16 protein-coding genes are annotated in these 24,569 nt (G+C 58.2%); 9 read left to right on the top strand and 7 right to left on the bottom strand.

The features are described 5' to 3' along the window. Positions 1 to 1,042: 1,042 nt before the first annotated feature. The gene (locus K6M89_RS28340) at positions 1,043 to 1,960 is read right to left on the bottom strand and encodes a recombinase family protein (RefSeq protein ID WP_008534020.1); all 918 of its coding nucleotides are present in this window, start codon (positions 1,958 to 1,960) and stop codon (positions 1,043 to 1,045) included. Between the two features lie 517 nt (positions 1,961 to 2,477). On the opposite strand from K6M89_RS28340, the gene K6M89_RS28335 reads away from it, so the two are divergent. After that, positions 2,478 to 3,623 (top strand): RHE_PE00001 family protein, encoded by a 1,146-nt coding sequence (locus tag K6M89_RS28335; protein WP_026188831.1) that lies wholly within the window; start codon positions 2,478 to 2,480, stop codon positions 3,621 to 3,623. Between the two features lie 239 nt (positions 3,624 to 3,862). Here the strand turns inward: K6M89_RS28335 and K6M89_RS28330 are convergent, their stop codons facing one another. After that, on the bottom strand, positions 3,863 to 4,603 hold the full coding sequence (locus tag K6M89_RS28330) for an RES family NAD+ phosphorylase (RefSeq protein WP_237358602.1): 741 nt from the start codon (positions 4,601 to 4,603) through the stop codon (positions 3,863 to 3,865). After that, complete coding sequence (locus tag K6M89_RS28325) at positions 4,566 to 4,895, bottom strand: MbcA/ParS/Xre antitoxin family protein (RefSeq protein WP_010034430.1); 330 nt, start codon at positions 4,893 to 4,895, stop codon at positions 4,566 to 4,568. Before K6M89_RS28325 ends, K6M89_RS28330 begins: the two co-directional genes overlap by 38 nt. Positions 4,896 to 5,096: 201 nt before the next feature. On the opposite strand from K6M89_RS28325, the gene K6M89_RS28320 reads away from it, so the two are divergent. The 7 genes from K6M89_RS28320 (at position 5,097) to K6M89_RS28290 (ending at position 15,895) form a co-directional block, all read left to right on the top strand. Continuing rightward, positions 5,097 to 5,756 (top strand): multiubiquitin domain-containing protein, encoded by a 660-nt coding sequence (locus tag K6M89_RS28320; protein WP_004680484.1) that lies wholly within the window; start codon positions 5,097 to 5,099, stop codon positions 5,754 to 5,756. Beyond that, positions 5,731 to 6,921, top strand: a complete 1,191-nt coding sequence (locus K6M89_RS28315; protein ID WP_004680483.1) for a ThiF family adenylyltransferase — start codon at positions 5,731 to 5,733, stop codon at positions 6,919 to 6,921. The genes K6M89_RS28320 and K6M89_RS28315 overlap by 26 nt, the downstream gene beginning before the upstream one ends. Further along, positions 6,918 to 7,343 carry a ubiquitination-like system serine protease family protein gene (locus K6M89_RS28310; protein ID WP_010034424.1) on the top strand — a complete coding sequence of 142 codons (426 nt, stop codon included), beginning with the start codon at positions 6,918 to 6,920 and terminating at the stop codon, positions 7,341 to 7,343. The genes K6M89_RS28315 and K6M89_RS28310 overlap by 4 nt, the downstream gene beginning before the upstream one ends. A 184-nt stretch (positions 7,344 to 7,527) precedes the next feature. Next, positions 7,528 to 10,215, top strand: a complete 2,688-nt coding sequence (locus tag K6M89_RS28305; RefSeq protein ID WP_004680481.1) for a PD-(D/E)XK nuclease family protein — start codon at positions 7,528 to 7,530, stop codon at positions 10,213 to 10,215. Then, positions 10,215 to 13,373: a UvrD-helicase domain-containing protein gene (locus tag K6M89_RS28300; protein ID WP_004680480.1), complete on the top strand. Its 3,159-nt coding sequence runs from the start codon at positions 10,215 to 10,217 to the stop codon at positions 13,371 to 13,373. The genes K6M89_RS28305 and K6M89_RS28300 overlap by 1 nt, the downstream gene beginning before the upstream one ends. A gap of 10 nt (positions 13,374 to 13,383) precedes the next feature. After that, positions 13,384 to 13,989: a hypothetical protein gene (locus tag K6M89_RS28295; RefSeq protein WP_004680479.1), complete on the top strand. Its 606-nt coding sequence runs from the start codon at positions 13,384 to 13,386 to the stop codon at positions 13,987 to 13,989. Between the two features lie 85 nt (positions 13,990 to 14,074). Beyond that, positions 14,075 to 15,895 (top strand): DUF262 domain-containing protein, encoded by a 1,821-nt coding sequence (locus tag K6M89_RS28290; protein WP_004680478.1) that lies wholly within the window; start codon positions 14,075 to 14,077, stop codon positions 15,893 to 15,895. A gap of 491 nt (positions 15,896 to 16,386) precedes the next feature. On the opposite strand, the gene K6M89_RS28285 is transcribed toward K6M89_RS28290, so the two are convergent. From K6M89_RS28285 to K6M89_RS28270, 4 genes are all read right to left on the bottom strand, one after another. Continuing rightward, complete coding sequence (locus K6M89_RS28285; RefSeq protein WP_004680477.1) at positions 16,387 to 16,767, bottom strand: DUF6883 domain-containing protein; 381 nt, start codon at positions 16,765 to 16,767, stop codon at positions 16,387 to 16,389. After that, positions 16,760 to 19,726 carry a BPTD_3080 family restriction endonuclease gene (locus K6M89_RS28280; RefSeq protein ID WP_004680476.1) on the bottom strand — a complete coding sequence of 989 codons (2,967 nt, stop codon included), beginning with the start codon at positions 19,724 to 19,726 and terminating at the stop codon, positions 16,760 to 16,762. The genes K6M89_RS28285 and K6M89_RS28280 overlap by 8 nt, the downstream gene beginning before the upstream one ends. Positions 19,727 to 19,730: 4 nt before the next feature. Then, a complete protein-coding gene (locus K6M89_RS28275; protein ID WP_004680475.1) occupies positions 19,731 to 22,868 on the bottom strand; it encodes a site-specific DNA-methyltransferase in 3,138 nt (1,045 codons plus the stop codon). Between the two features lie 348 nt (positions 22,869 to 23,216). Continuing rightward, positions 23,217 to 23,990 (bottom strand): plasmid pRiA4b ORF-3 family protein, encoded by a 774-nt coding sequence (locus K6M89_RS28270; protein ID WP_244414447.1) that lies wholly within the window; start codon positions 23,988 to 23,990, stop codon positions 23,217 to 23,219. A gap of 195 nt (positions 23,991 to 24,185) precedes the next feature. On the opposite strand from K6M89_RS28270, the gene K6M89_RS28265 reads away from it, so the two are divergent. Next, entirely contained in the window at positions 24,186 to 24,509 is a 324-nt protein-coding gene (locus tag K6M89_RS28265) for a hypothetical protein (protein ID WP_004680472.1), read from the top strand. Positions 24,510 to 24,569: the final 60 nt, after the last annotated feature.

The following is a 24,569-nucleotide window of genomic DNA, read 5'->3' as shown; positions in this document are numbered from 1 at the left end:
TGCCGGAGAGGATTGAGTGCTAGGTCAGCGGGTCCACTGATCGAGGTTTTTCGCCAGACTCTGCTGTCGTGGGCCAGCAAGTCTTTTGGGGTGGGACGCACTGCCAACAGCTGCTTTTCCGGTGGTCAGCTGACCACAGCTACAACACTCTGAAAAGAAGCGACATTTTCGGGCGCTACTATGGACGGCGCATGACCCGCTCCTCGCGCCACCTCTCACAAGATCGGTTGTGTAGAGATAGGTACCGTCCTGTCGCCGCCATGGGTCGCGGGGTCTTGGCGGTCATTTTTGATCGTACATGACGTTCTAAGGGCATTGGTCATGGTTGCCCGGGTAGAATGGCCGACAGCCCTTCTATGCGGCTGGTGTAGTAAGGTCAGTTGATGCACGGAGCCGATTGAGCGGCTTCGTGTTCGAACGAACAATCGCGGTGTTTGTCACGACTGAAAGGAGACATTGCTTTGTAATCTTAACGGCGGTCTCCGCAGGATGCTTCAGGACGAAGACCTCCCAGGCTTCGAGGACAGTCGAAATTTGCTGGTCGTAAAACGAATGTTTGCAGATCTTCGGCCGTAATCATTCTTGTAGGAAATATAGCTGGCGGCGCGGACAAATGGCTCAATCAAATTGTCGAGCATCCTTGAAAGAACGCCGAAACGCGGACGGATTGTAAAAGAAACAAATACTGTCTGACTGAGTTCCGGCTCGCGCCCGAATTCGTCGTGCAGCCGAGACGGCTTTTTGGTAGCGAGGGGAGCGGCTGTCCTCTGCTTTTACCCGCGCCGCCGAGGGTCATGGCCCGCGCGCCTCTGCGGATCATAATCACCGCGGCTGAAGCCTTCAGCACGTTCCGGGGGAGGGGGCGAGCAGGCGGAGGAAGCCGGCTCCGCGGCGAGGATGTAGGCGCTGAGCTGAAACCGCGGAGCGATAGCGACTAGCGGTCCTGGCGCTACAGATCCCCAAAGGCCGGACCTGACGGCTATGCAGTCGAATAGCGACAAGAAAAGACTCTCTGCCATCGGGCGTCGGATGAACCATGCCCTCAACGGCGAATGAGGCCAAATCGGTGGGCTTCGTCCAGCAGGACCCGCACCGAGGACGGTTGCCAGTTCTTGCCGCTGCGCACAGGCCGTTCTCCCATCTGGTCCAGTTGCGCGGCAATGTCGCGCAGCGACAGGTTGGGATCGGCAATGGCAATTGCCGCCACCAGCTTCATCAGATAGTCTTCGGGAGCCCGGCGAGGGGATCGAGCAAGGAGTTCCTTCTCCGCGAGCTTTTCGCGTACCATGCGATGAACAGCGCGACGAAGGCGTTCGACGGTCCAGTCGTGGCCACGGCGATTGAGAACCCGCACGACATTGTCCCAACTGTGCTGCGGCCGGAGTTGACGCACCATCGGCAGCCACGTCTGCGCCGATGCAATGAGTTCATCGAGATAGAGCTTCTCCCGTGCCTGCGAGATTGCCTTGATCGCCTCCGGCCGTCGTTCTCGCAGACCGGGATTTCCAGGAAGCTTGCCGCGTGCCTTCGCCGCCTTAATGCCGGCTTTGGTACGCTCAGCGATTAGCGCCCGCTCGAGCTGCGCGACGGCGCCGAGGACCTGAAGGGAAAACATGCCCTGCGGGGTCGACGTATCGATTGGATCGCGGATCGACCGGAAATGCACGCCGCGGGCCTCGAGGTCCTCGATCACCGACAAGAGATGACTGACGGATCGGGCCAGTCGATCGAGGCGCACGACAATGAGGACGTCGCCGGCGCTAAGTTCAGCGAGTAATCGCGTCAGCACCGGTCGAGCCCGCGATGCTCCGGAACCATGCTCCTGATGGATCCGATCGCAGCCGGCTGCACGCAGCTCGTCCAACTGGGCATCGTGGACCTGTTCATCCGTCGACACCCGGGCATAACCGATCAGCCGCTTGGGAGATTGTTGGTTGTCAAATGTTTGTGGCTTTGCCATCGCGCTTGTAACGGCCCTGTCTCGAAGTAGTTTGTACAGATAAGGCATGCGTTAGAAATCGAACAGTTGCAAGCGTGTTTTAGGCATCAAATAGCGGCCCGCCAGACTCAAATCGCCGCCCGAGATAAGCAACGGAGCGTCCGCACTGACAAACCCGCGCCAGCGGGCTCCTGTGGCGGAAAGGCCGGAAAAACAACCGTTTTGGAGATGCCGCGAGAGCAGGGGCCCTCGGGAGGTCGCCGGCACATTATGCCGGAAGAAGGGTCGGGATTATGCGGGGCAACTGCGGCGGCCGAATTCTGTCTCGGGGAGTCCGGTCATCCCAGACGAAATCGGCCGAAAAGCCTGGAAAACCGCGCATTTCCTGCGATCCATGGTGACCGACACCCTAATTTGCGGCGTTATAGCAATCACTTCCGATAAGCGGTACTTATCGGTGGCGAGCCGCCACGGGCTCTTTTATAGCATGTGGGGAACCGCAGTGACCTTATAGCTTTCGTTTAAGACATCATTTACCATAATTTCAATGGCTTACGATCTCTCGAAAATCAGCCTGAGTGTCTTAATGCGGCCGGCTTTCGACGCTGTTGTCGCTCTGACGCGTCTGGACGAGCGCATTGAGCGCTCCGTGGTAGGATCAGGCTGGCTAGAACGCCAAAACTTTGCCGACGCCTGCGCCTCGCTGTGGATCGACGGAGAACTCGTCCATCTCGAAGACCTCGTCCTCCACGACGCCACCCGCGATATCCGCACCCCCACTCACGAACTGACCATCGCCCGCGACGTGCTGCGCACTCGCCGACGCATTTGCGGCCAGGCGCCTGACTGGGCGCTATCCGCCGAAGGTTTGCGGACGCTGAGGCAGACATCGGAAACCACGTCGGCCGCCGCGGGCGAGGCGGAGACGGCCGGAGTCATCAGGCCCAAGGCCCCGATCGAGCCAGAAGGGGAGGGTGATGATGGTGATGACGTCAAAGATCTGCCGGGCGTCGACTATGCTGCAATCGATGCGCTGCTCGCGCGCTCGGACGCCGCAATCGAACGAGCCAAAAAGCCCGGTCGGACCCCGGCCAATAACCGCGAGCGAGACCCTCTCGTCTATGATCTCGACTGGGACGAAGATGCTCGGCTCGACGAATGGCGCGGCGCGCTGCGCCAGGCCGAAAACTTGCCGGCCGTGCTGCAGGCGATCGTCGCCCTCGATGCCTGGAATGAGTTGTCGGTGCTGCAGCACGCGCCCTGGCTTGGCCGGCTGTTTGCCGCCTCGATCCTGCGCCAGGCCGGCATCACTACCGGCGCCCATCTTGCCGCCGTCAATCTCGGGCTCAAAACGATACCCGTCGATCGGCGCCGCAGTCGCGATCGGAAGACTCGACTGCTCGCGATTGCCCAGGGGCTGATCGCGGCCGCGGAGATTGGCATGAAAGAACATGACCGGTTGACGCTGGCGCGAAAAATGATGGAGCGAAAGCTGGAGGGACGCCGAACCTCTTCAAAATTGCCAGAACTGGTCGAGCTGGTCATGGCAAAACCGCTGGTCTCTGCCGGGATGGTTGCGAAGACGCTCGACGTCACACCGCAGGCGGCGCGGCGGATTGTTTTGGAGCTTGGCCTCAGGGAGATGACCGGGAGGGGGAGGTTTCGGGCATGGGGAGTGCACTAAGGTCTAAGGTCACCGGGCGATTGTTGGCATTCCGTGCAGGGTCGTGGGCCGCTAGTGTAAGCGACTGAGGCAAAGGGACGATGAGCGTGCGTCTAACAAAGGCAGACGTCATTGAGTGTTTCGAAAAGTGCGATAGATAGTATCGGCTAGCAAGCAAGGCTATCCTAGACCACTATGAACGCAACGACAAGGATTGCTACAAGCGCTGCACAATTGATGACCTGGTTGGGGCATCGAGCTTAAGCCGCTATCACGTTCTCGCTACCCCGCAGATCGTCAGGTACATATTCTTTCCCGGAACCAAAGGAATAGATCCGACTGATAAGTTTTCCGTCCCAGACGAACTTGAAGTGGTTGCCCTGAACGGCCCGATCTAGGACCTCACCCCGAAGTACGCAGACACAAAAGCCGGCACCTCGCTCTGGCGGCCTATAGAGCAGGCCGTCGAAACCGGCATCCATGATATGCCGACCGCGCTTGTATCTCGTGTCAATATCAAGGTCCGGATCCCAATCGCGACCATCAACGAAGCGGCCTTTCACGGTGCGCGACAATTCTCGCATCTCAAGTCCAATCGGTGCCTCGCTAGTGCGAGACAGGAACCTCTCTCGTTTCCAAATGGAAACAGAAAGGGCTGTCTGAATGTCGCTAAATAGTTCTAGCACCGGATTTTCGGGGCCGAAAAACCGCGAGCCCTCCGGGTTGTGATATGTGAATGGGGCATGATTCCAGTTCTGAAGAAGTGGGGCGTTATCATCAACAATCGTAGCTCCACCTCGGAGAATGCGCTCTCGGTCTTTCAGGCGCGGATTGGTTAGGGACTCAATCTCAGCCAGTTCCTTACTCCGACCATTCGCTACCCGCGCAAAAACATCAATCGTCGGAAATCGCGACGGAATGAGAGTAAAGAACGTTTGCTTGACGTCGATCACAGTGAAAGAGTTAGCCGCCACGCTGCGCGTCCACATATTGTCTGACACGGAATATATCCATCACTTGGCCGCCGCGCATAACGTCGAGAGCACTCTGCCCGCGGAAAAACTGGTTAGGTCTTCGGATCCAAGTGTCAGCAGCTCTGCTGTCCGGGAGTAGAATCTCAAGGGCCTTATGGATCGCGAGTAGGTGAGAGACTCGCTCGACGGTGTCTCTTGGAATTGAGCCTCCTTCTTTCTTCCACTTAAAGAAGGTCGATCGGCCAGGCGATCCCAGCAGGAGAAGTTGGTCTTCGGTTGAAAGCTCCCACAACTCCGCAAGTCCTTGAAATGCCTCCATGACTGCCGGAATCGATGATCGCCCTTCGGCCGCTGCGGCGACGGGTTCGATATTAGCCACGCATGAATCTCCCGAAAAGTCCCAATATGGACTTGTATTTCAAATAAGTCCCGATATAGATTAGTCCATATCGGGACTAGAATCGCAGTGTAGTCCACTGACGAATCACGATCAAGAGTCGCCGGAGAACGGAGCGCAGTTATGGTAAAAGACAACAAGAAATTCGAGTTCACTGTCGATGGCGCGATTTATAGCATCGGCGATAAAGTCATGGACGGCAGTCAGATTCGGGAGACCGCGGGCAAAGTGCCTGCGAGCGAGTTTGTCCTCATACAGATCGTTGAGAAATCCGGGCGCTCGATTGGCCTTGAGGATGAGGTGAAGTTCGCCCCGGGTGAAACTGCGGTATTCCGGACTTTCGAAAGCGATCGGGTTTACAACTTCACTGTTGACGAACGCGGTTGGGAGTGGGGCGAGGGAGCAATCGCTGCCGCCGATCTCTATCGTTACGCGGACATTGATGAGGACCGCGAACTGGTCCTCGATAGTGATGGTGACACAATCATCCCGGTCGATGGCAAAATCGATTTGAGCGGTAAGGGCGTCGAGCGCGTCCGTAGCCGCGAACCCAAAACCGTGACAATTAAAGTCAACGGGCGGCCGCGGACCGTTGAGAAGCGTCGCCATAGCTATCGCGAAATCGCCGCGATTGCTTACCCGAATCCCGACTTCGAAAACTTCAACTACACCACGACCTACCTTCATGGGGTCGGTGGTGCAGAGGGTGATCTCGTTGAGGGTGAATCTATCATGGTCAAGAATGGGATGGTGTTCAATGTCCGTCGATCTGATAAGTCGTGACCCGTTTCTGAAGCAACTCGAAGACGAAGGCTTCGAGCTTGAGGTGAGCAACGGTCATTTGATTGTCCGTAGCATTCCTTATGTGACGGTCGATGGCTCCTTGGCCCGCGGCGTCCTCACCTGTGCCCTTTCGCTTGAAGCGTCCTCTGGGTTGACCTCGACGCCGCAGGGCGATCACACCATGTATTTCGCAGGTGGGATGCCATGTCATCGCGATGGAAAGCCGATGAACAATATCGTCAACGGTGCCGTTCAGCAGCGCTTCGCTGATATTGATGTTAGCTATTATTTGTCGTCGAAGCCGGAGATCACTCATCGCTACGAGACTATCTACGACAAGGTAGTAGCTTACGAGGGATTGATCGGCGGTGCCGCGAGATCTTTGGACCGAACGGCTAACGCCAGGACGCATGCCCGCGGGTTGATCTCAAATGACGACAGTCCATTCGCAATTCCTGACTCTGCCTCGGCCCGATACCGTATAGGCGCGGTAAACCGAAAGCTTATGGGACGGGTCGCCATCATAGGCCTTGGCGGGACCGGGTCCTACCTGCTCGACCTTCTTGCCAAGACATGGGTCACGGAGATCCACCTGTATGACGGGGATCAGCTTCTTAATCACAATTTGTTCCGGTCGCCTGGCTCGCCTGAAAGGGAATTGCTCAAGGAGTTCCCTTTCAAGGTGAACTACTACACGCAGGTTTACGCGCGTATTCACAAGGGCATCGTTTCCCACCCGGTCCGCGTTACATATGGCAATGTTGACGAGCTCTCGGGCTTCGACTTCGTCTTTGTCTGCATCGATAAGGGCTCGTCGCGGCGCGAAATCGCTGAGGGACTGGTCCGGTTGGCGATCCCGTTTATCGACACCGGGATCGGCGTTGGCCTGGAGGATGGCAGGCTGGACGGATGCGCGAGGGCGACGTTCATCCGCCCAGGCACCGACTGGAGCGAGGTCGAGAGGCTGCTTCCCTTCGGCGATGACGTAGAAGATGACGATGTCTACCGAACGGATATCCAGATCGCGGCCATCAACTCGCTAAACGCAATCATGGCCATCATGCGCTGGCAGCGGTGGGCGGACTATTTTCGTGATGAGCGTAATGAGATGAATTCGGTTTACATGATCGAGGGGAACAATATCTCGAACAGGGCTGCGATATGACGCGGATTAAAAGGCTGAGAACAGTCTTCACAGCGGAGATACCTGAAACTCTCGACGACGGGGTTTTGTATGTTTCGCGGGAGTGTCGCGTCGCACTCCACAATTGCGCGTGCGGGTGCGGTGAGGAAGTATCGACGCCTCTGGTCGCGACCGAATACAAGTTAACTATGCACGGCGACAACGCATCGCTCTGGCCATCGATCGGCAATCACGACTTTGCCTGTGCTTCGCACTACGTCATCGATCAAGGGATGATAGTTTGGGCCAACAAGATGTCACGGGCTGCAATCGAGGCCGGCCGAGAGAAGGATCGGCTTCTTAAGCGACCGCCCGCGCCTTCCCCTATTGCAGAAACGATGGGACCAACAGCCGGAGGTCTATTTGGCTGGTTCAAGTCCATCTTCCGAAAGTTCTTCAACTGACAGGCGGCGGACGCAGGCGAACAAAGACCTGCGTCCTTCTGACATTTAGTGGCTTGCGGTGACGGGAAGGCGGAAAGTTCTCGCTCGGGCTACCCAATCGGTCCACCGTCGGGCTCCAGTGATAATGACTCGCGTCGAGAGCCGGCATAGTGCAATCTGGGGTAGGGGGAATCAGGGGTAGGACATGCATCTCATCTTCGGCTTGGCAGCAGATGGTCGAGTTTATCCCGACGCGCACGACGCATCCGGAAGTTTGGATGAGGATGTCGTTGGACCCTTGGGTCTGGTTCAGACGCTTGAAACCCAGCTAGGAATGCTTGCACCGAGCGTTTCGAAGGCGGTGCGCATTTCGACTTATCTCGCAAAGCTCCGTGCTTGCGGTGGCGATCGTTTCTGGGCCTCGTCATTTTCGAGGGATCCCTGGTCTACGGCCGCCACCCTCCTTGAGTGGCGCGATACGCTGGTGGGCGGTGGCTGGCACGGTACCGCGACCGGTAGCAATCGCCTAGACGATCTCGCTGCCGCAGAGGCAGTCGAGCCAACATTGCCGGCGGGCTTGGAAGATCGCGCCATAGCTTTGCTCGACGTCCTTAAGACAAGGCCTGGCCTAAGAATTCACCAACTCGGTTTGGCAGACCGGCGGGATCTTTTGCCGCCACTGTGGGCACGCATTGTTAAGGCTCTCGAATCCGTCGGGGTCACGATCTTCCAACACGAGCAGCCCGACCTGGCGGCAGAGGGCTCTGACCTGCGCATAGTGCAGAGGGTTCTATCAGGGGAGCCCGTCCAGCCACTGGCAGGCGACGGCACTCTTACAATGGTGGAAGCCGATACGGAGCTCATGGCTGCTGAAACGATCGCCGACTGGTTAGCAGCCTTGCCGTCGGAGGACCTGCGCGGAAGCGTCATTCTCGCTTCCGACGGCGATACGGCGCTCCTGGACCATGCTTTGCGGGCGAGGGGCATTCCAGCCCTCGGGCTCTCCGCCTCATCACCCTGGCGTGGAGCACTGCAGGTTCTTCCTCTGGCTTTCGCCGCCGCGTGGCAGCCGTTCGATCCCCGCGCGCTATTAAACCTCTTTCTCCTTCCCAGGCCACCTGTTGCGGCCTGGGCCGCGCGTCGGCTCGCACGCGCGCTCAGCGAAGAGCCGGGGGTCGGTGGCCGCGTCTGGCGCGAAGCATGGGTCCAAATCGAGGATCGCCTGCTCGAAATCAATACGCGATCCGACGCGGATACAGCGCGCCGTAAAACCGACACGACGCTTGCGGAATGGCGCGCATGGACGGAGGTCGGGCGCTTTGCGAGAGGCGAGGGGATGCCACTGTCGGAGGCGTTGGCGATCTGCGGGAGAGTGGCCGCTTGGGCGATGCGTTCGGACGGTGGCGATGGCGACCGCTTGCTGATGGCAGTTTCGAATGCTGCGGCTGCTGTGTCTGACGCCCTGAGCCGCCTGGAGCTTTCGGTCATTCCCGCCCTCCTTCTCGAGCGGGTTGTCTTGCAAGTCCTGTCGGAGGGCGTTCCCAATCCGGACCATTTTGCGGAAGCTGGTGCTGTTCGTGCCATCAAGGCGCCAGGAGCATTGTGGTCCTCGGCCCTGCGTGTCATCTGGTGGAACTTTGTCGGTCCTGGCGAAAAGATTGCCATCACACCATGGGACAATGCCGAGCGTGAAGCGCTCATTGCCAATGGAGTGGAGATCGATGCTTCACCAGCGATTGCGCGTCGGATCGAGGCCGCCCATAGCAGTGTCATCCGGCGTTGCCACGGAAACCTCATTCTCGTGCGCCCAGCGCTTGCGCGCGACGCGCAGACGACCCTTCATCCAATGGCGCATCGTTTGCGGCCTCTGCTGAAAGAAAGCGGGGCGGCGATCACCTTCAAGGCGGAACGGCTGCTGCGTGAACCCGATGCCATGCTCGCCGGCAGGATACTTCCTCGCCAGCTTGTTGGACGGCAAGTGCAGCCGCCAGCAGGGGTTCCAGTCTGGACAATACCGCCGGGAACGACACGCCTTACCGACACCCGTCGTGAGAGCGCGACTTCGCTGACACGGATGTTGAACTGTCAATTGAGCTGGTTCGCCCAGGATATTCTCAATCTTCGGCCGGGTCGTTTTGCAGAAATCCCAGGCACCGACCAGCTCTTCGGAAATCTCGCCCACGAGATCGCCCGCCGGCTGCTCCTTCCGGGCGCACCACCGGCCGAAGCCGGTATCAGGACGGAAGCAATCAGGCATTTCGAAAGCCTGCTTCCCGAGATCGCAGCTCCGCTCCTCCAGCCCGAACATGCCGGAGAACTCGCGGCCGCTCGCGAAATGGTGCCACGTGCCTTGGAGGCGCTTGTTCGCCTGCTCCATGCTCAAGGTCTGGAGATCGTCGGGTCGGAGCTCGATCGGGAAGGTATCCAGGGGCAGCTCCTGCTTCAGGGCAGACTCGACCTCCTGGTTCGTCGCGGCGACCGGATCGCAGTTCTGGACCTCAAATGGACCCGCTCCGAACGGCGATATAGGGAGGAAGTCGCGTCCGGGCGTGCCATCCAGCTAGCCATCTATCGCGGGCTTTCGGCCAGCGACGGGACGGGTGCTCCGGGAGGCTATTTTCTGCTGCGCCAGCGACGCATAGTAGCGGGTCCGGGCTCCATTCTGACCGGCAATCCTATTGAAGCGGATATAGATGACCTCGCTACGCTTGGCCATGTGAAAAACGATTGGCGTCTCTGGCACGATCTCACCACGAAGGGGACTCTGATTGCGGCCGGCTTCCCCGATACAGGTGATCTGCGACCTGCTGGGCTTGCGATTGATGCAGCGAAAGAACCCTGCCGCTTCTGCAATTTGCGCGGCCTCTGTCGCGTCTACGAGGAGCTTGTTTGATGTCGCGACTGACGACCATTACCGCCGCCGCTGGCGCCGGAAAGACGACGAGGATCGTCAATGACATCGCCGACGAGGTTCTGGTGCGTACGCCCGAACAGATCCTTGCGACGACGTTCACCATCAAGGCGGCGGATGAACTTGTCGAACGCGCCCGTGCCAAACTATTTGAGCAAGGCAAGGCGGACGCAGCTGCCCAGTTGCTCGGTGCGCGCTTCGGCACTGTCAACGCCGTTTGCAGCCAAATCGTCAGCGAATTTGTCATCGACCTGGGGCGCTCGCCGTCGACCGCTGTCATCGGTGAATCCAACATGTCGCTGGTGTTCAGCGTGGCCGCGGACGGTGCAATCGCCGCACGTGCCGAGGTCCTGAACGAACTCGCGGACCACTTCGGCTACAATGATCCTCGTGCGCCGGGGACGGGAGAACCGCCTGACTGGCGCCGGACTGTGCGCAGTATCGCGACCCTCGCGCGGGCAAATGGAATTGAGGCTGACCAGTTAGCCTCGTCGGCGCAGCGATCAATTGAGGCCTTTCTGGCATGCTTTCCACCTCCCGCGGCAGACGCCGCGGACCTCGACGCAGCACTGGCCAACGCGTTGAAGGATGCCTTCGAAATGCGCCCGGCCATCGTGAGCAGCACGGGAGCGGATTCGGTCGAGACGATCAGGGCGGCGCATGAACGCATTTTACGCGGCGAAACGCTCAGTTGGTCGACTTGGGCGCGTTTGACCAAGGTGAAATGCGCGCCCACCAAGGACGGACAGCCTTATAATCAGGCGTTGATCCATCTTATCGCCGCGGCGGGGCGGCACAGCGAGCATCCGCGGCTCCGGTTCGAATGCGAGCAGTTCATCACGGAGACGTTTCATTGCGCCGCCGAGGCGTTGACCGCTTACCAGGATTGGAAGGCCGAGCGTGGGCTATTGGATTTTACGGATCAGGAAGCTCTCGCGCTAGAGATCCTCAAAACACCTCACCTGGCCGCAAGGCTCAAGGAACGTGTCAGCCGTGTCTTCGTCGATGAGTTCCAGGATTCGAGTCCCTTGCAGCTTGCCGTGTTCACACTTCTTGGGGAGCTGGTCGACGAGAGCACCTGGGTTGGTGATCCGAAGCAGGCCATCTACGGCTTTCGCGGCGCCGACACCGAGCTGACCCAGGCTGCGTTTCTCGGCGCTGGGGGGAAGCCCGAGGACAATCCGGTCCTGTCCAAATCATGGCGAAGCCGCAAAAGCCTGGTCGATCTCTTCAATGCCATGTTTACGCCGGTCTTCGAACGGATGGGACTGCCGGCGGCGAAGCACGCGTTTTCGGATGCGGCGCGATCCGACGCTGGCTTTGACAAGCCTTCAGCAGGATGGTGGTGGCTGATGGGCAAAGTCGACGAGCAGGCACAAGCCCTCGCGGAGGGAATCCGGCAATGTCTGGCCGAAGCCGACAACTGGCTTGTCGAAGACGACAAGCACGATCACAGGCCAATCACGCCAGGTGACATCGCCATTCTCTGCCGTTCCAATACCGATGTCGGACGTTTTGCCCTCGCCCTTAGCCGTGCTGGACTTCCGGTGGCAGTTGAACGATCGGGACTTGCGCGTACACCCCATGTGGAATTCGTGCTCGCCGCTTGTCGGCGCGTGGCTGACGCGACGGATCGCCTTGCCCTCGCGGAGCTCGCCCGCTTCTTCGCTGATGATGCCGGTTCCAATGCATGGCTGCAGGCTGCTACCTCTGATGATGCCGACGCAGCGCTCCGGGCAGCCGTGCCGATATCGGATGCGCTTGATAGGCTCGCAGGTCAATTGCTCAATTTCACGCCGGCCGAACTGGTCGACGCCGTACTCGCGTTGCCAGCACTGTTGAGCCATATCGAGAGCTGGGGCGATACCGCGATGCGCTTCGACGACCTCGAGGCGTTGCGCGGTTTCTCACGCGCCTATGAGGAAGAGTGCGCTGCATCCGGCTCGCCTGCGACCCTGCAGGGGCTGCTGCTTGCGCTCGACGGAGCGGAGCCGAAGCGCCCCCCAAGCCTTGCCAGTGATGCGATCCAGGTCATGACCTATCACGGATCGAAAGGCCTTGAATGGCCAATGACGATCTTGACCGGACTTGCCTGGGAATCGAAGGCGCGGCTGTTCGAGCCGGTCGCCGAGACGACCGGCGAGCTTGATTGGCGCAACCCTCTGGCGGAGCGGTGGATTCGCTTCTGGCCGTGGCCGTATGGTCAGAGTGGAAAAGGCGGCACGATCGATGTTGAGGTAGCGAACTCAGAGACGGGGCGGCGTGCTTTGCAACGCGCTGTCGAGGAAGACACCAGGCTTCTCTATGTTGGCGCCACGCGAGCCCGCGACTATCTGATCTTTGCTCCGCCGGCGAAAGGCCCGCTCAATTGGCTGAGCCTGCTCAATGCGCCGGAGGCCGCAGCGCATGTCGTTCCTCCCCAGAACGACGATAACCAGCTTGGGGTTGGGAACCAGAATTTCACAGTCAATGTGAAGGCGCTTGCGACGAGTGGCGAATTGACGGAGCGTGGCAGGCTGCCCACCTACGTGCGAGCGCGAACGACCGAGCCGCAGGTCCGTCCGCCCTTGTTTCTGAAACCAAGCGAGGCGGTAGGTGGAAGCTGGAAGGTCGTCGAAAGGGTTGACCTTGGCGGAAGGCTCCCGATACACGGGATCGCCGACATTGCAGCGCTAGGCGAAGCGCTCCATTCCATCATCGGCTATGATGATCCAGACCGCGACCGAAGTCAGCGCCTTGCCGACGCGTCGTCTATCCTGACGCGTTGGAACGTGATTGGCTTCAAAGCAGATGATGCGCTTATCGCCAGTGACCGACTAGCAACCTGGCGCCGCGGCCGATGGCCGGTGACCAGGTGCATTGCTGAAGTGCCCGTCACGTCACCCGCAGCCGATCAGCTTCTCAAGGGCCGTATTGATATGCTGGTCGAAACCGGGATTGATTTCGCTATTATCGACCACAAGAGCTTTCCCGGCCGTTTCGAGCTTTGGGAAGAACGAGCCGTTGGCCACGCGCCGCAACTTGCTGCCTATGCAGGTGCGGTGGAATCAATCACCGGACGGCGTTGCTCTGAACTCTGGATCCATATGCCCGTAGTTGGCACAATGTTCCGATTGGCTCCAGTGACGCGCGATCCCTGAAACATAAGCCATGGCCGCCGGCGCAACGCCGGCCAATCTCCTCGAAAGTGTTGAGGTTAAGGTGCAGCAACTTAACGACGTTTTTTGTCAGGCTACGGCTTCCATCGGAGGCCTCTACTTTCATCTACCAGTCCATGGAAGCGATCCCAAATTTCGCGAACGCGTATATTGCTATGAATTATATCACCAACTTCGGCAGATCTGGCCGTCGGACACTGCGTTCGTGTTGAACGGTGAAGTAGACAAACAAGGACACGCTCTGATCAAGGCAACCGGCGCCCGTCTCGCGTCGCCGGATCTGCTTGTTCACATCCCCGGATCGATGGACAACAATCATGCCATCATTGAGGTGAAACCTGGTTCTGCGCGGCTTGGCGGCATATGTAAGGATATTCTAACGCTATCTGAATACTGTCGCCTCGTAGGCTACCATCGCGCTATTTACCTGTTCTATGGCGAACTTCCAGAACGTCTGATCACCCAAGCGATCGAGATTGTCACAAAAGTCAACGGGCCGATCACTCCCATAGAGTTGTGGTTCCACCCTCAACCCGGAACACCGGCCGAGCTAGTCGGCACATTGATTCACGGTGACTCTGCGTCCAAGGGCTTTTGAAATGCCTGGGCGCGCTAACGCGTAGGGGAGTTGACTAATCTTGTCCTGAAAGGGAACAAGCAGATTATCACACGGGGCTTTATGCATGAACAAACAGATCGATCCGCAAGACCGAAACATTAAATCTCTTTTCCAAGACTTTTACCGCGTTCCCGATTATCAGCGGGAGTACGTTTGGGGTGAGACGGACCCTCGCGGTGAGGGTGGCGAAGAGGTCGAACAATTTCTGAGCGACATCTACAGCGAGTACCAGAATGCCAGTAAGAACGACGCGCCTGAGTATTTCATCGGGACCGTTGTTGTTTGTCGCGAGGCCGGCGATGTTTTCGACCTCATCGACGGTCAGCAGCGAACTACAACCGCCTATCTCACATTATGCGCGCTCCGCGATAAGCTGGTCGCTTTAAAGGCAGATGTTCCAGAGGAACTTCCCGGACAGATAATTTACAGCTCCACCAACTGGCAGGGCGAGACAACGCAAAGTCTAAGGCTCGACCTTCAATACGAAGATGCGGGCGACGTCCTAAGAAGGTATGCGGAAGGTGCAGGCACCGACGCCCCCAGCGATGGAACGAGGTCAATCCGAAATCTCTACAATGCATATCTGACAATCAAGGAATTTATTGAGACCACGCTTAAAAACGATCCAGCCGAAGTACGCCGTTTCTACGGCTACTTCACCAACAAGGTGAAGATCATCCGGATCGAAACTCCGACCGTAGCCGTGGCGTTGAAAATATTTGAGACGATCAATGATCGTGGCGTCGGCCTCGACGCCATGGACTTGCTCAAGAACCTCCTTTTCATGAACGCAAAAGGTGAGGAGTTTAGCAAGCTGAAAGCTGTGTGGAAACAGCTCACCGATGCTATCTATCAGGCGAACGAAAAGCCGCTACGGTTCTTGAGGTACTATCTGCTTGCGGCGCATGACGTAGACGGAAGGCTTCGTGAAGACGCGATCTACGATTGGTTTCGGAAGAACGCGGAGCAAACCAATCACGAAAAAAAACCGCTCGCTTTTGCCGGAAAGCTGCTTGACGCTGCCAAGGCGTATGCTCACTTCGCGAAGGGACAGAACGTCGCTGGCGAAGAAGAGGCAGGAATCATCAACACCCGTCTGCTCGGAGGAAAGTCCATAAAGCAGCACTTTATTCTCCTGCTTGCTGGTCGCTCCCTGTCCCCTGCGAATTTCAGCAAACTTGCCGACGATCTGGAGAAAACCATGTTCGTTTGGCTACTGACCGGCACGTCAGGTAAAGAGTATGAGAGACGTATTATCGAAGCTGCGCATCAGCTCAACAAAATCTCTGATGCGCAGCTTGAACTGTTTTTGGAGAAAACCTTGCGTGCCGAGCGTCAAACGCTGGCCCTTGAATTCCGGAGGACGTTGCTTGGTTTGAAGACCTGGCAGCTCCGCGGCTTCCGTCTCCGCTATCTACTGGCAAAGCTCACGCAGTATATCGACCTGCAGGCATACGGCTCGAGTGCATCGCGCGACCGCCTGTCCGACTACACGGCCGGCGGCAACGACATTGAGCACATCTTGGCATCGAATGCTTCTTTCGAGGCTATGGAAGAGTTTGGCGAGGGTGCCGCCGATATTCATATTCGCCAGTGTCTCGGCAACCTGTTACTCATCGAGAAAGCGATCAACAGGGCGCTTCAGAACGGCCGGTATTCCGGAAAAATCGTAGCGTATGAGCAGTCGAAATTTCTGCTAACGAAGTGTCAGGCGGATGCTGCAGCGCACGAGGTGGGCAAGGACGACAGGATTACGGCAACCGTGCGCAAGCTTGAAAGCTGGCAAACTTGGAATGCGGTAGCTGTCACAGAGCGTCAGGAGTTTCTGAGTAAACTGGCGGAGGTCGTCTGGGATATCCCAATGCCTTCAGCATCAAGCAACTGACAAGGAGTACCAGCGGCTGCACGAAGGGTTATGCGCGGACTACCTGACACGACTAAGGTGCTGAGCCAGCGCAGGTAACCACATGCGATAAAGCGCTTCGAGCCCCACCTGCAGTGCGGGCCGGCCCGTCAAAAACGTCCGGGTTGAATATCGCTCCGTGGGACTCTGTATGGAAATCGTTAGGGCTGCTTGATTACAGGCCGCATCTCTATCGAGATCTGCAGATCTCGACCGTCACGCCAAGACCGGTTGGTCCGTCTCCGGGCCCAAAGGGTGCCTGGTCTCCAATTCCAAGATCAGCCGTTCGTTTCAGTAATCTCTGTCTGTTTCTATAGGTTCATTACGCCCGTATGCTTCCGTCAGTGAATGGCAGTTTGTTCAGCCAGATGGAACCCTTGAGGTCCCGCCTAGTCATTGGTCTCCATTGCGCACTCATTCGAGTCACCCAGCGTGGATGTTGGTTTGATTCCTCGTCCCGAAATAGCGCCTGCTTAGGCTAAATCGATTGGATGCGCGGTAATCAAAATAGGTGGTAGGCCGTCTCCGTGATCATTCCAAACCGTCCTAATGCAATAACTGCGGCCATTCGGCATCCCGACAAAGCAGTCAACGACTAGCTTCATTCCGAAGGCATGTTTCTCTACTGAAGCGACAGGATTGCAAGCAGCGTGCTCTCGCATCGTTTCCTTAAATGACTCAATGTCTTCACGTTTGTGGCCAACGCCTTCAAAAAATTTGGCCTTCGCTGCTCCTATTGAATGGTTGTTGTTGAGAAGGTAGTCAGCGACCTTATTGTCGGCAATGCGAAGGTCTTGGGGGTTCTCAATCCACGATTGCTCGCCCAATGGCTGCCAAGGCGGGGTGTCATGCATCGATCGGCTCCAGATCACTCCCGAAGACCGTTACTGTCAAAGCCGGGGCAAGCGAAACCTCAACCTCGTATGCATCTCGCGACGGATAGCTATCGACGATGACTCCTTCTGTGCCTGCGGGAATATCGATTCTCGCGGCCGTGAAAGCACGCCGCAGCCTGACTAGGGAATGTGCGGCAAACCGATGGCCCGCTGTCCTACGGATAATGTCCTCAATCTGATGGGGCGCGAACGCTACGTCCCAATCCCAGCGACCGAAGCCACCTGAAGCATTGATTGCCCCGATCCACTCGTCGAGCGCGAGCCTTTTTGCCTTGTCCTGAGGGCTGTCAGTGCCCTTGACTTCCAGCGCCAGCATCGTCCCACCTGTGAGGCGCACAAGGAAGTCCGGAACATAGCGTCGCCGCGAACCCGCCCACATGTAGTAGATCTGGAAGCCGAGATGATCGTTCTTGGCATAAGCGATGACGTCGTCGCGCTTCTCGAAGATGTTCGCTGCATGTCCCTCCCAGGATGAATCCCCAACCAGGTGGCTGATATGCGACTTGGTTGTCGGAAAGCACGGCTTGGTGGTGTACCAGGTCCGCATCTGGCCGGTGGCGCCGATCGGGTTTTCCTCGTCGAACACCGGCGTCAGACGTTCCGTGTTCTGCTCTGTCACGTTGCTCAGCACATGCTGAACGACGAGGTCGATGTTGAGTGCGATCAGAATCCGCCGCCGAAGCGGGTCGGAGTGGAACAGCGACGGGATGTCGAGGCGGTCGGAGTTGAGGAACGCCTCAACGATCTTGACCAGCTGCGCTGCGAGATACTCGTAGTTACCCGAAAAACCGTGGCTGAGTTCGGCGAAGGCCTTCCGTGCTGCCTGAAAGACGAGACGTTGCAGACGAAAGCCGTCAGGCAGTTTCTCGAGGTCGATGGCTGTCACCTTGCCCATGTCGGTCGCGCCGCCGAGCGCGGGGGCCAATTCCGCGCTGATTGGCGTGCTGGCAGGGTCGAGCACGAGCGGTGTTACCTTGCCCCAGTCCATGGCAAGTTGTGGTCTCACGACCGTTTCAACCCGCAGCACGTTCGGCCAGCGAAGTTCCAGGTGGGCCCGCTCGGGCAGGACTTCGATCTGAGTGGTCGGTTTCGGAGGCGGTGGAGCTTCCCCGCCTTCGCCTGTTTCCGAAATGGAAAGCGGCACACCGAAAACGTTGACGTATTCGGGCAGGAACAGGCCATTCTCGTCCGTGTCATAGGACACCCGACGCAATCCGCGCCCGACGACCTGTTCGCAGAGCAGCTGCGAGGTGAAGGCCCGGAGACCCATGATGTGCGTGACGTTCTTGGCGTCCCATCCCTCCGACAGCATCGCAACCGATATGACGTTCTGCAGATCCTGTCCGGCCCCATCCCGCTTTCCGACGTTGTCCACGATCTCACGCAGCAGTTCTTCCTTCTTCAGGGCGCGGAACTGCTGGCGGCGGGTCTCGGGGATGGTCGCAGCGTCGATGATTGCCTTCAGCCGCGCCTCGTAATCCTTGTCGGAGGTCGCGGTCTCGCCGATCTCAGCCTTCTCCAGCACCTTGGAATCGACCCGGAGCGTTCGGGTCGGTGCGTGCAATTCCGGCCAGTGCGCATCGCCCTTGTTGAAATAGGTCTCGATGCGGGCTGCGGTTTCGGTGCGGTTGCAGACCGTCAGCATGACCGGCGGGGAATGATGCCCGGCCTCCTGCCATTGCGCCCGAGTTTCCCGCCAGTCGGCGCCGAGCAGCGTATAGGCGTCCTGGACCAGCTTCGGCAGCGCTTCATGCGCTTCGGCCTTGCGGTTCAGATCTTCGGAAACGGTCGGGTCGCGGTAAATGTGGTAGAGTTTCGAGCGCAGCGTCTTAGCATCCGGAACCGCATCGTCCCTGACCACCACGCGCGGGGTCTTCACCAGCCCGGCCTCGATCGCGTCGTTTAGGCCGAAATCCGAGATGATCCAGTCGAACAGCGCAGTATCGGTGCTCTTCTTACCCGTCGGCGCGAAGGGCGTTGCCGACAGGTCGAAGCAGCGCTGGATGCGCCGGGTCTTGTGGATGCGGTCGAGCCCCTCGATCCAGCGCGTTGCCTCGTCGAGGTCGATGCCATGCTCCTCGGCATGCTTCTTGCTGATCTTCACCTCGGGCGGCTTGCGATAGGCGTGGTGTGCCTCGTCGTTGATGACGATGATGTCCTTGTGCGCCGCCAGCTTGCCCAGCACGCGCCGTGTGAAGGCTTCGTCGGATTCGCGCCCCTTCTTCACCACCGAGCGGTCCGCTTCCTTCAGCGGCATTAGCGTGTGCCAGTTCTCGATCATCACCTCCGCCTGGTTCAGTTTCTGGCGCAGGGCCTCGGACGGGCACAGGTTGAACTCGTCGTAATAGCTGCCCTCGCTGGGCAATAGCACCTGCAGCCGTTCCTTCACGGTTAGGCCGGGCGCCACGATGAACACCGCACGGCTGAAATCCTTGTTCCGCTTCGGATAGGTCAGCGCGTTCAGCACCTGCCAGGTGATGATCATCGCCATCACCGTGGTCTTTCCCGCGCCCGTCGCCATCTTGTTGCAGAGACGCTCCCATACTCCGCCATCGCCGGGGATCGCGATGCCCTGCTTGTAGCCTGCCGCACCCTCGACCCACCAGATCAGCGTCTCGATGGCCTCAAGCTGGCAGAAATAGAACGGATGCTGTCGCGCTTCGTGGTCGTGCCAGTGCTCCAACAGCTTGCGGGTGACGATGGTCACGCCGGGCCAGCCGTCTTCGCGCCACTGATCCACGCGGATGCGGATCGTGTTCACCAGATCCAGCACCTCTGTGCGTTTGGTGTTGTTGCGCGCGTCAAAGACCTCGTAGCTTGCCGGCCGCCGCTCGGGCTTGATCTCCAGCTTGCCGCCCTTGGCCTCGACCCAATGCTGCGCCGGGCAAACGAAGGGCGAATTGATGATGAGGGACATGGGCTTATCCCTCCAGCGACATGATCTTGAGCGACTCGATCCCGCGGTCGTCCACGATCTTGACCGCGATGCGTCGGTTCTCGCCCGCTTCGAAGGGCAGCGAGACGGTGCCGTGGAACTGCTCCAGCAGGTCTTCGTCCAGCTCTGCCCTCACGGTTTTGCGCAGGCGGTTCCAGCCGCCCTTCGCATCCGCTATCGGGAAGAACACCTGATGCGGCATCAAGGATCGGTTGTCGTAATCCACGTCAAGCGACCACATGGCGATCTGCTTGGTGCCGCCCGAGACCAGATCGCCCTTGCGCGGATCGAAATAGTCGAAACCGTTGACCTGAACCTCCCACAGCCCGTCCTTGCGCTTGCGCAGGTCCACATCGGGCTGGCCCATCAGCCAGAAGGACTGGTTGGAACTGCGGCCCTTCTTCAAGTCTTCGGTCAAAAGGTCGGTGTTCATCTGCGCCTTGAGCAGCGTTACGCCCGGCCAGTTCACCTCGGCGATGTCTTTCGCAGCCTCAGGGTCAAAGGTGAAGGCGCAGAATAGGATGAATTTCGGCGACGGGCGCAGGGTCTCGGCTTCGGTCAGCGCCAGTTCCACCTGCCGCTGCTCCAGCGCCGCGTGCTCGGGGCCGAAGCTGACGACGACGCGTTCGCCCGTCTCGGCCAGCAATCCGCTGGCGTGTATGTGTTTCAGCCCCGGCAGCGTCTCGAATTCGGCGAAGCGGAGCATGGCGCCGCCCTTGCCACGCACGCCGGTCTTCAGCAGTTCGTCGCGCCAGAGCGCTTGGCGCGACGTCTCGCCGGAGCGGGCGACGGTTTCGTCGGCCTCTTGTGGGGGCAAGCTGTCGTCCAGCGACAGGACGGTAGGCGCCGGCACCGCCTCGACTGAGAATGGCCCGCAGATGCGCAATTTGGATTTGTCGATGCGCGGCTTGTCGTAAAGCGTTTCCTGCTCGGCGTGGTCACTTATGCTCTGGTCCATGCGGCGCAGCATCGCCTGCCGGGCTTTGTGGAAGCTTTCGAAGGGCGCACGGGCTGTATCGGGCCATGCGTCGGGCCAGTCTAACGGCACTTCCCATTCGTGCAGGGTGTCACCTTTGGCGAAGTCTACTGGCTCACCCTTGCGCACGCCTTGGCTGGGCTTGAGTGGCTTTGGTGGAGTGGCGGCCAGCGCACTGATCAGATCGGCCAGCGCCGCGGCGATTTTGGGATGGTCTTCATCAAATATCTTGTCGATATCCGTATTGCTGCCAATCGACCCCAGGCTAATGCGCTTTGCAGTTTCATGATCAAATCCGCCCTTCAATCCTTCGTGCGGGTATTTTAGAATGTAGTAGTCAAAGCTGGCAGTCATCAGCCGCTGCTTTGCGAGCGTGATGGCAATACGTGAGGTATCGCAAGTGATCCAGCGGCGCCCCCATTTTTCAGCTGTAAACGCCGTAGTTCCGGAGCCGCAGGTAATATCTAACACTAGATCACCTGGATCTGTCGTCATCAATATGCAGCGCTCTACAATGCGGGTGTTGGTTTCGACGACGTATTGCATGTTGGATGCGCCACCAAACCCAAGCCAAACTGAGTGAAACACCTTGTATTCGAAATCAGTCGCAAATTTCTTCAAACGAAGCGACGTAGTTTTCGGAACTATCCGCCCAGCTTTAGCCGCGCGATCAAGTCCTTCGATCGGCACCTTCCAATGTTCATTCGCGCCGCACGGCCAGCTCTTTCCCATGAAATTGTATGGGCAGGTGGTCGTACTTCTGAAGCCATCCGATTTCAGCGGGTCTTCAGAATAGTCGCCATCCATATCCGGCTTTTTTTCATAGAGAGTTCGGTACTTCAGGCGATCTTTGTTCTTCGCGTAAAACAACAGGATGTCGCAAACCTTTCCGAGGTGGCTGCCAGTCACAGATCCTGTTTTCGAGAATGATATCTGCGAGACAAAATTTGTAACGCCGAATATTTCGTCAAGCACTCCCCTGACCAAATGTACATTCTCATCAGATATCTGCACGAAGACTGCTCCACTATCGTTCAGCAGCTCTCTTGCCAATATTAAGCGGTCACGCAAATAGGTGAGGTATGAATGGATGCCGAGTTCCCACGTGTCCCGAAAGGCCTTGATCATCTCGGGTTCTTGGTTGAGGTCCTCATCTTTATCCGAGTCTGACAGCTTTCTTTTGTTCGTGAAGGGCTGGAAGTTTGATCCGTATTTGATGCCATAGGGCGGATCGATGTAGATCATCTGCACCTTGCCGCGCATGCTCTCCTTGGCCAGAAGCGAGTTCATGACCAGAAGGCTGTCGCCCGCCACCAGCCGGTTCGACCAGCCCTTTTCATGGTGATAGAAATCCAGTGCTTGGCGCAGCGGCAGGTTCTCGAACGGTGCGGCGAACAGGTCCGGCTGCCGCCACTGGGTCGGCGCATCCTTGCCCTTCAGCCGCTTCGCCGCATTGGCGAGGATCGTCGCCGGGTCCACCCGTTCATGGACATGGAGCGAGACGGTATCGACCTCGAAGCTCAATCGCTCTGCCTTGCCAGTCCAGTTCAAATAGGGCGCCTGCAGCCGCTTCAGTTCCCGCAGCGCGTCCTCCATCCGCTCGGGATCTTCGCTGGCCAGCGCGTCGTCGATCAGCTTCTCGATTCCCGCGCGCGCAGAGTCAAAATTCAGCACCGGGTCGAGATGCGGGTCATAGGCCCAGACCGTCTTGTCGCCATCTGGATCTGTACCGGCATGGACCATCCCGACCTCGGGGTTGTTCACCCGCGTCTCGCCGTGGCGGTAGGACAGCACCTCCACGAGCCCGTCCGCCCTGCGCGCGACCTTCTTCCCGGCCTTGGCCCTTCGCTGACGCGAGGCGGCCTCTTCGGTGTGGATCAGTTCGAACTGGTCGTCCTCGTCACTCTCATCCTCGTCTAGGTCGTCTTTATCATCGTCCGGTTCATCCGTGACACGGAAGATCGACCCGCCACGTCCCTGGCCACTCCCCAGCACGCCCTCATCGATCAGCGCATCGCGCGCGGCGATGTAGTCGTCTTCGGCAAGGTCCGGCATGTGCTCGCGCAGCAGCGCAAGCATCGCCCCGTTGCCAATGGTGGAGCCATCTTCGGGTGTCAGGGACAGGATTAGATTGGAAATATCGGACATGGGGCCAGGAACTCATAAACGGTCTTGTTCTTCATTACCTATCGCGCCGGTTGTCCGTTTGCACCTAGGAATTCTATTTCCTGATGCCCGACTGAAGATCATAAAGCGAGCAAGTATGCGAATGGTCGCTTCGGCGAAGCTCTAGCGCAGCATCGAGGGTTGTCGCAAATGGCCCCTGAGGAGCGTGAGCGAGCCGCTCTCAACGCGGAACGTTTGCTTTACCCGCTGCACTCCAACAAACGGCCTGACAGGTTGCGGTCCCCTTCCGGACAGCCCATAGCAGACCAGATGCTTGATCTGGCTGATTTATTTACCGCCTTGCATCCGAAATTCTGGCGGGTCGTTGGTTCATATCCCTTCAAGGCGTCTATCTTGAACCTCATCCAATTCATTTCGTGGACATGGGTTTGGGTTTTGGTTGGTACAGGCGCCGTTTGACGAGCGCAAAGCGTTGCGGAGATCCTTGTCCACCACCGCAAGATCGAGCCATTCCGGATCGAAGTAGCCGCCGCACCACCGGATAGTTTCAGTATATTCCGGATCTTCCTTGTCGGCGATGATCTCCAGGAAGCGCTCATAGCCGGAAACGCCGCCAACATCTTCGGGTGGCCGCGCCCTTTCGCCAGCAATGCAGCTTCCCTGTTTTGGCGAAGGCGCGAGTGTCAGGAATTCCTCGACCGCAACGGTGTGCCGCCAGCCATCCCCGAAATCATAGTTATAGCTGAAGACAGAACCTTCTTCAAAGTCCAGCAAGCGAACCTCTGTCTGATCGAAGACGCGAGGATCGTCGTCGGTCGCGTCCTCTGTGAGGACCTCGATATCACCATAGCGTAGACCACCAATCCGAAACTCGTAGAGATGATAGTTCCACCAGTTGAAGGCAGCCTGAATTCCGAGATGCAGGTGCTGAAGATTCCAGTCGATGGGCAGGACTAACCGACGCCAGACTTGCGGCTGGATCTCGTCGATGGAAACTTTGATCTGCACGGCGTTTGCGGGCTTGAACATGACAGGAATGAACAAGGTCGCAAGGAGATCGTCAAGAAGGTCGCTCGACGATATGGCTGGGATCGGCACGCTCCTGGCAGCAACCTGCCGGCTTGTGCAGGCGTCGATGCTCACTATCTCTGGTATGGGCCTGAATTGGAGCATCGCCATGGATCAAAGCGCGGCCGATATGGTGTCGAAGGTGTGCATCGAAATTCTTCCGCCGGAACGGGAAGACACCTGCACTCCGGACGCAGCAATCTGTCCCTGCTGTCGAAAGTTGCGCCCGGCATCGAGCATGGATGACGATGGCTGTGGGATTTGTGACGAATGCCTGGCGCCCTGACCTCCAGCAAAGAAGCGTCTGCTGTTTCTGCCTCATTTGAAGCCGCGCTTGCCAGACTATCTGACGGCTATATTCACGGGAATTTCGGTGGTCGAGCATGGGGCGTGACCGTCAAGCGGTCGGAGGACGGAAAGCGGACTTGGCTCTATGGCGAGGAGCTTGGCGGAACAGATATCATCAGCTTCAACTTCTATCGATTGGCTGCATCAGGCTCGCTGCTGAAGCCGTGCGAAATGTCATCCACCAAGGTGATCGAGTTCGTTCTCGGCTTTGAGCCGAGTACGCAGAAAGCTGTGCCTTCATCATAGTGGCCGAAAAATAAGCAAAAGATTTATGTTGCAATGCAGCATACGCATGGCTGCATTGCG

The organism is Rhizobium croatiense, assembly GCF_019793465.1.
Taxonomy (GTDB): Bacteria; Pseudomonadota; Alphaproteobacteria; order Rhizobiales; family Rhizobiaceae; genus Rhizobium; species Rhizobium croatiense.
Note: the sequence above shows the minus strand (reverse complement) of the source record. Positions and strands in the feature narration are given on the sequence as shown.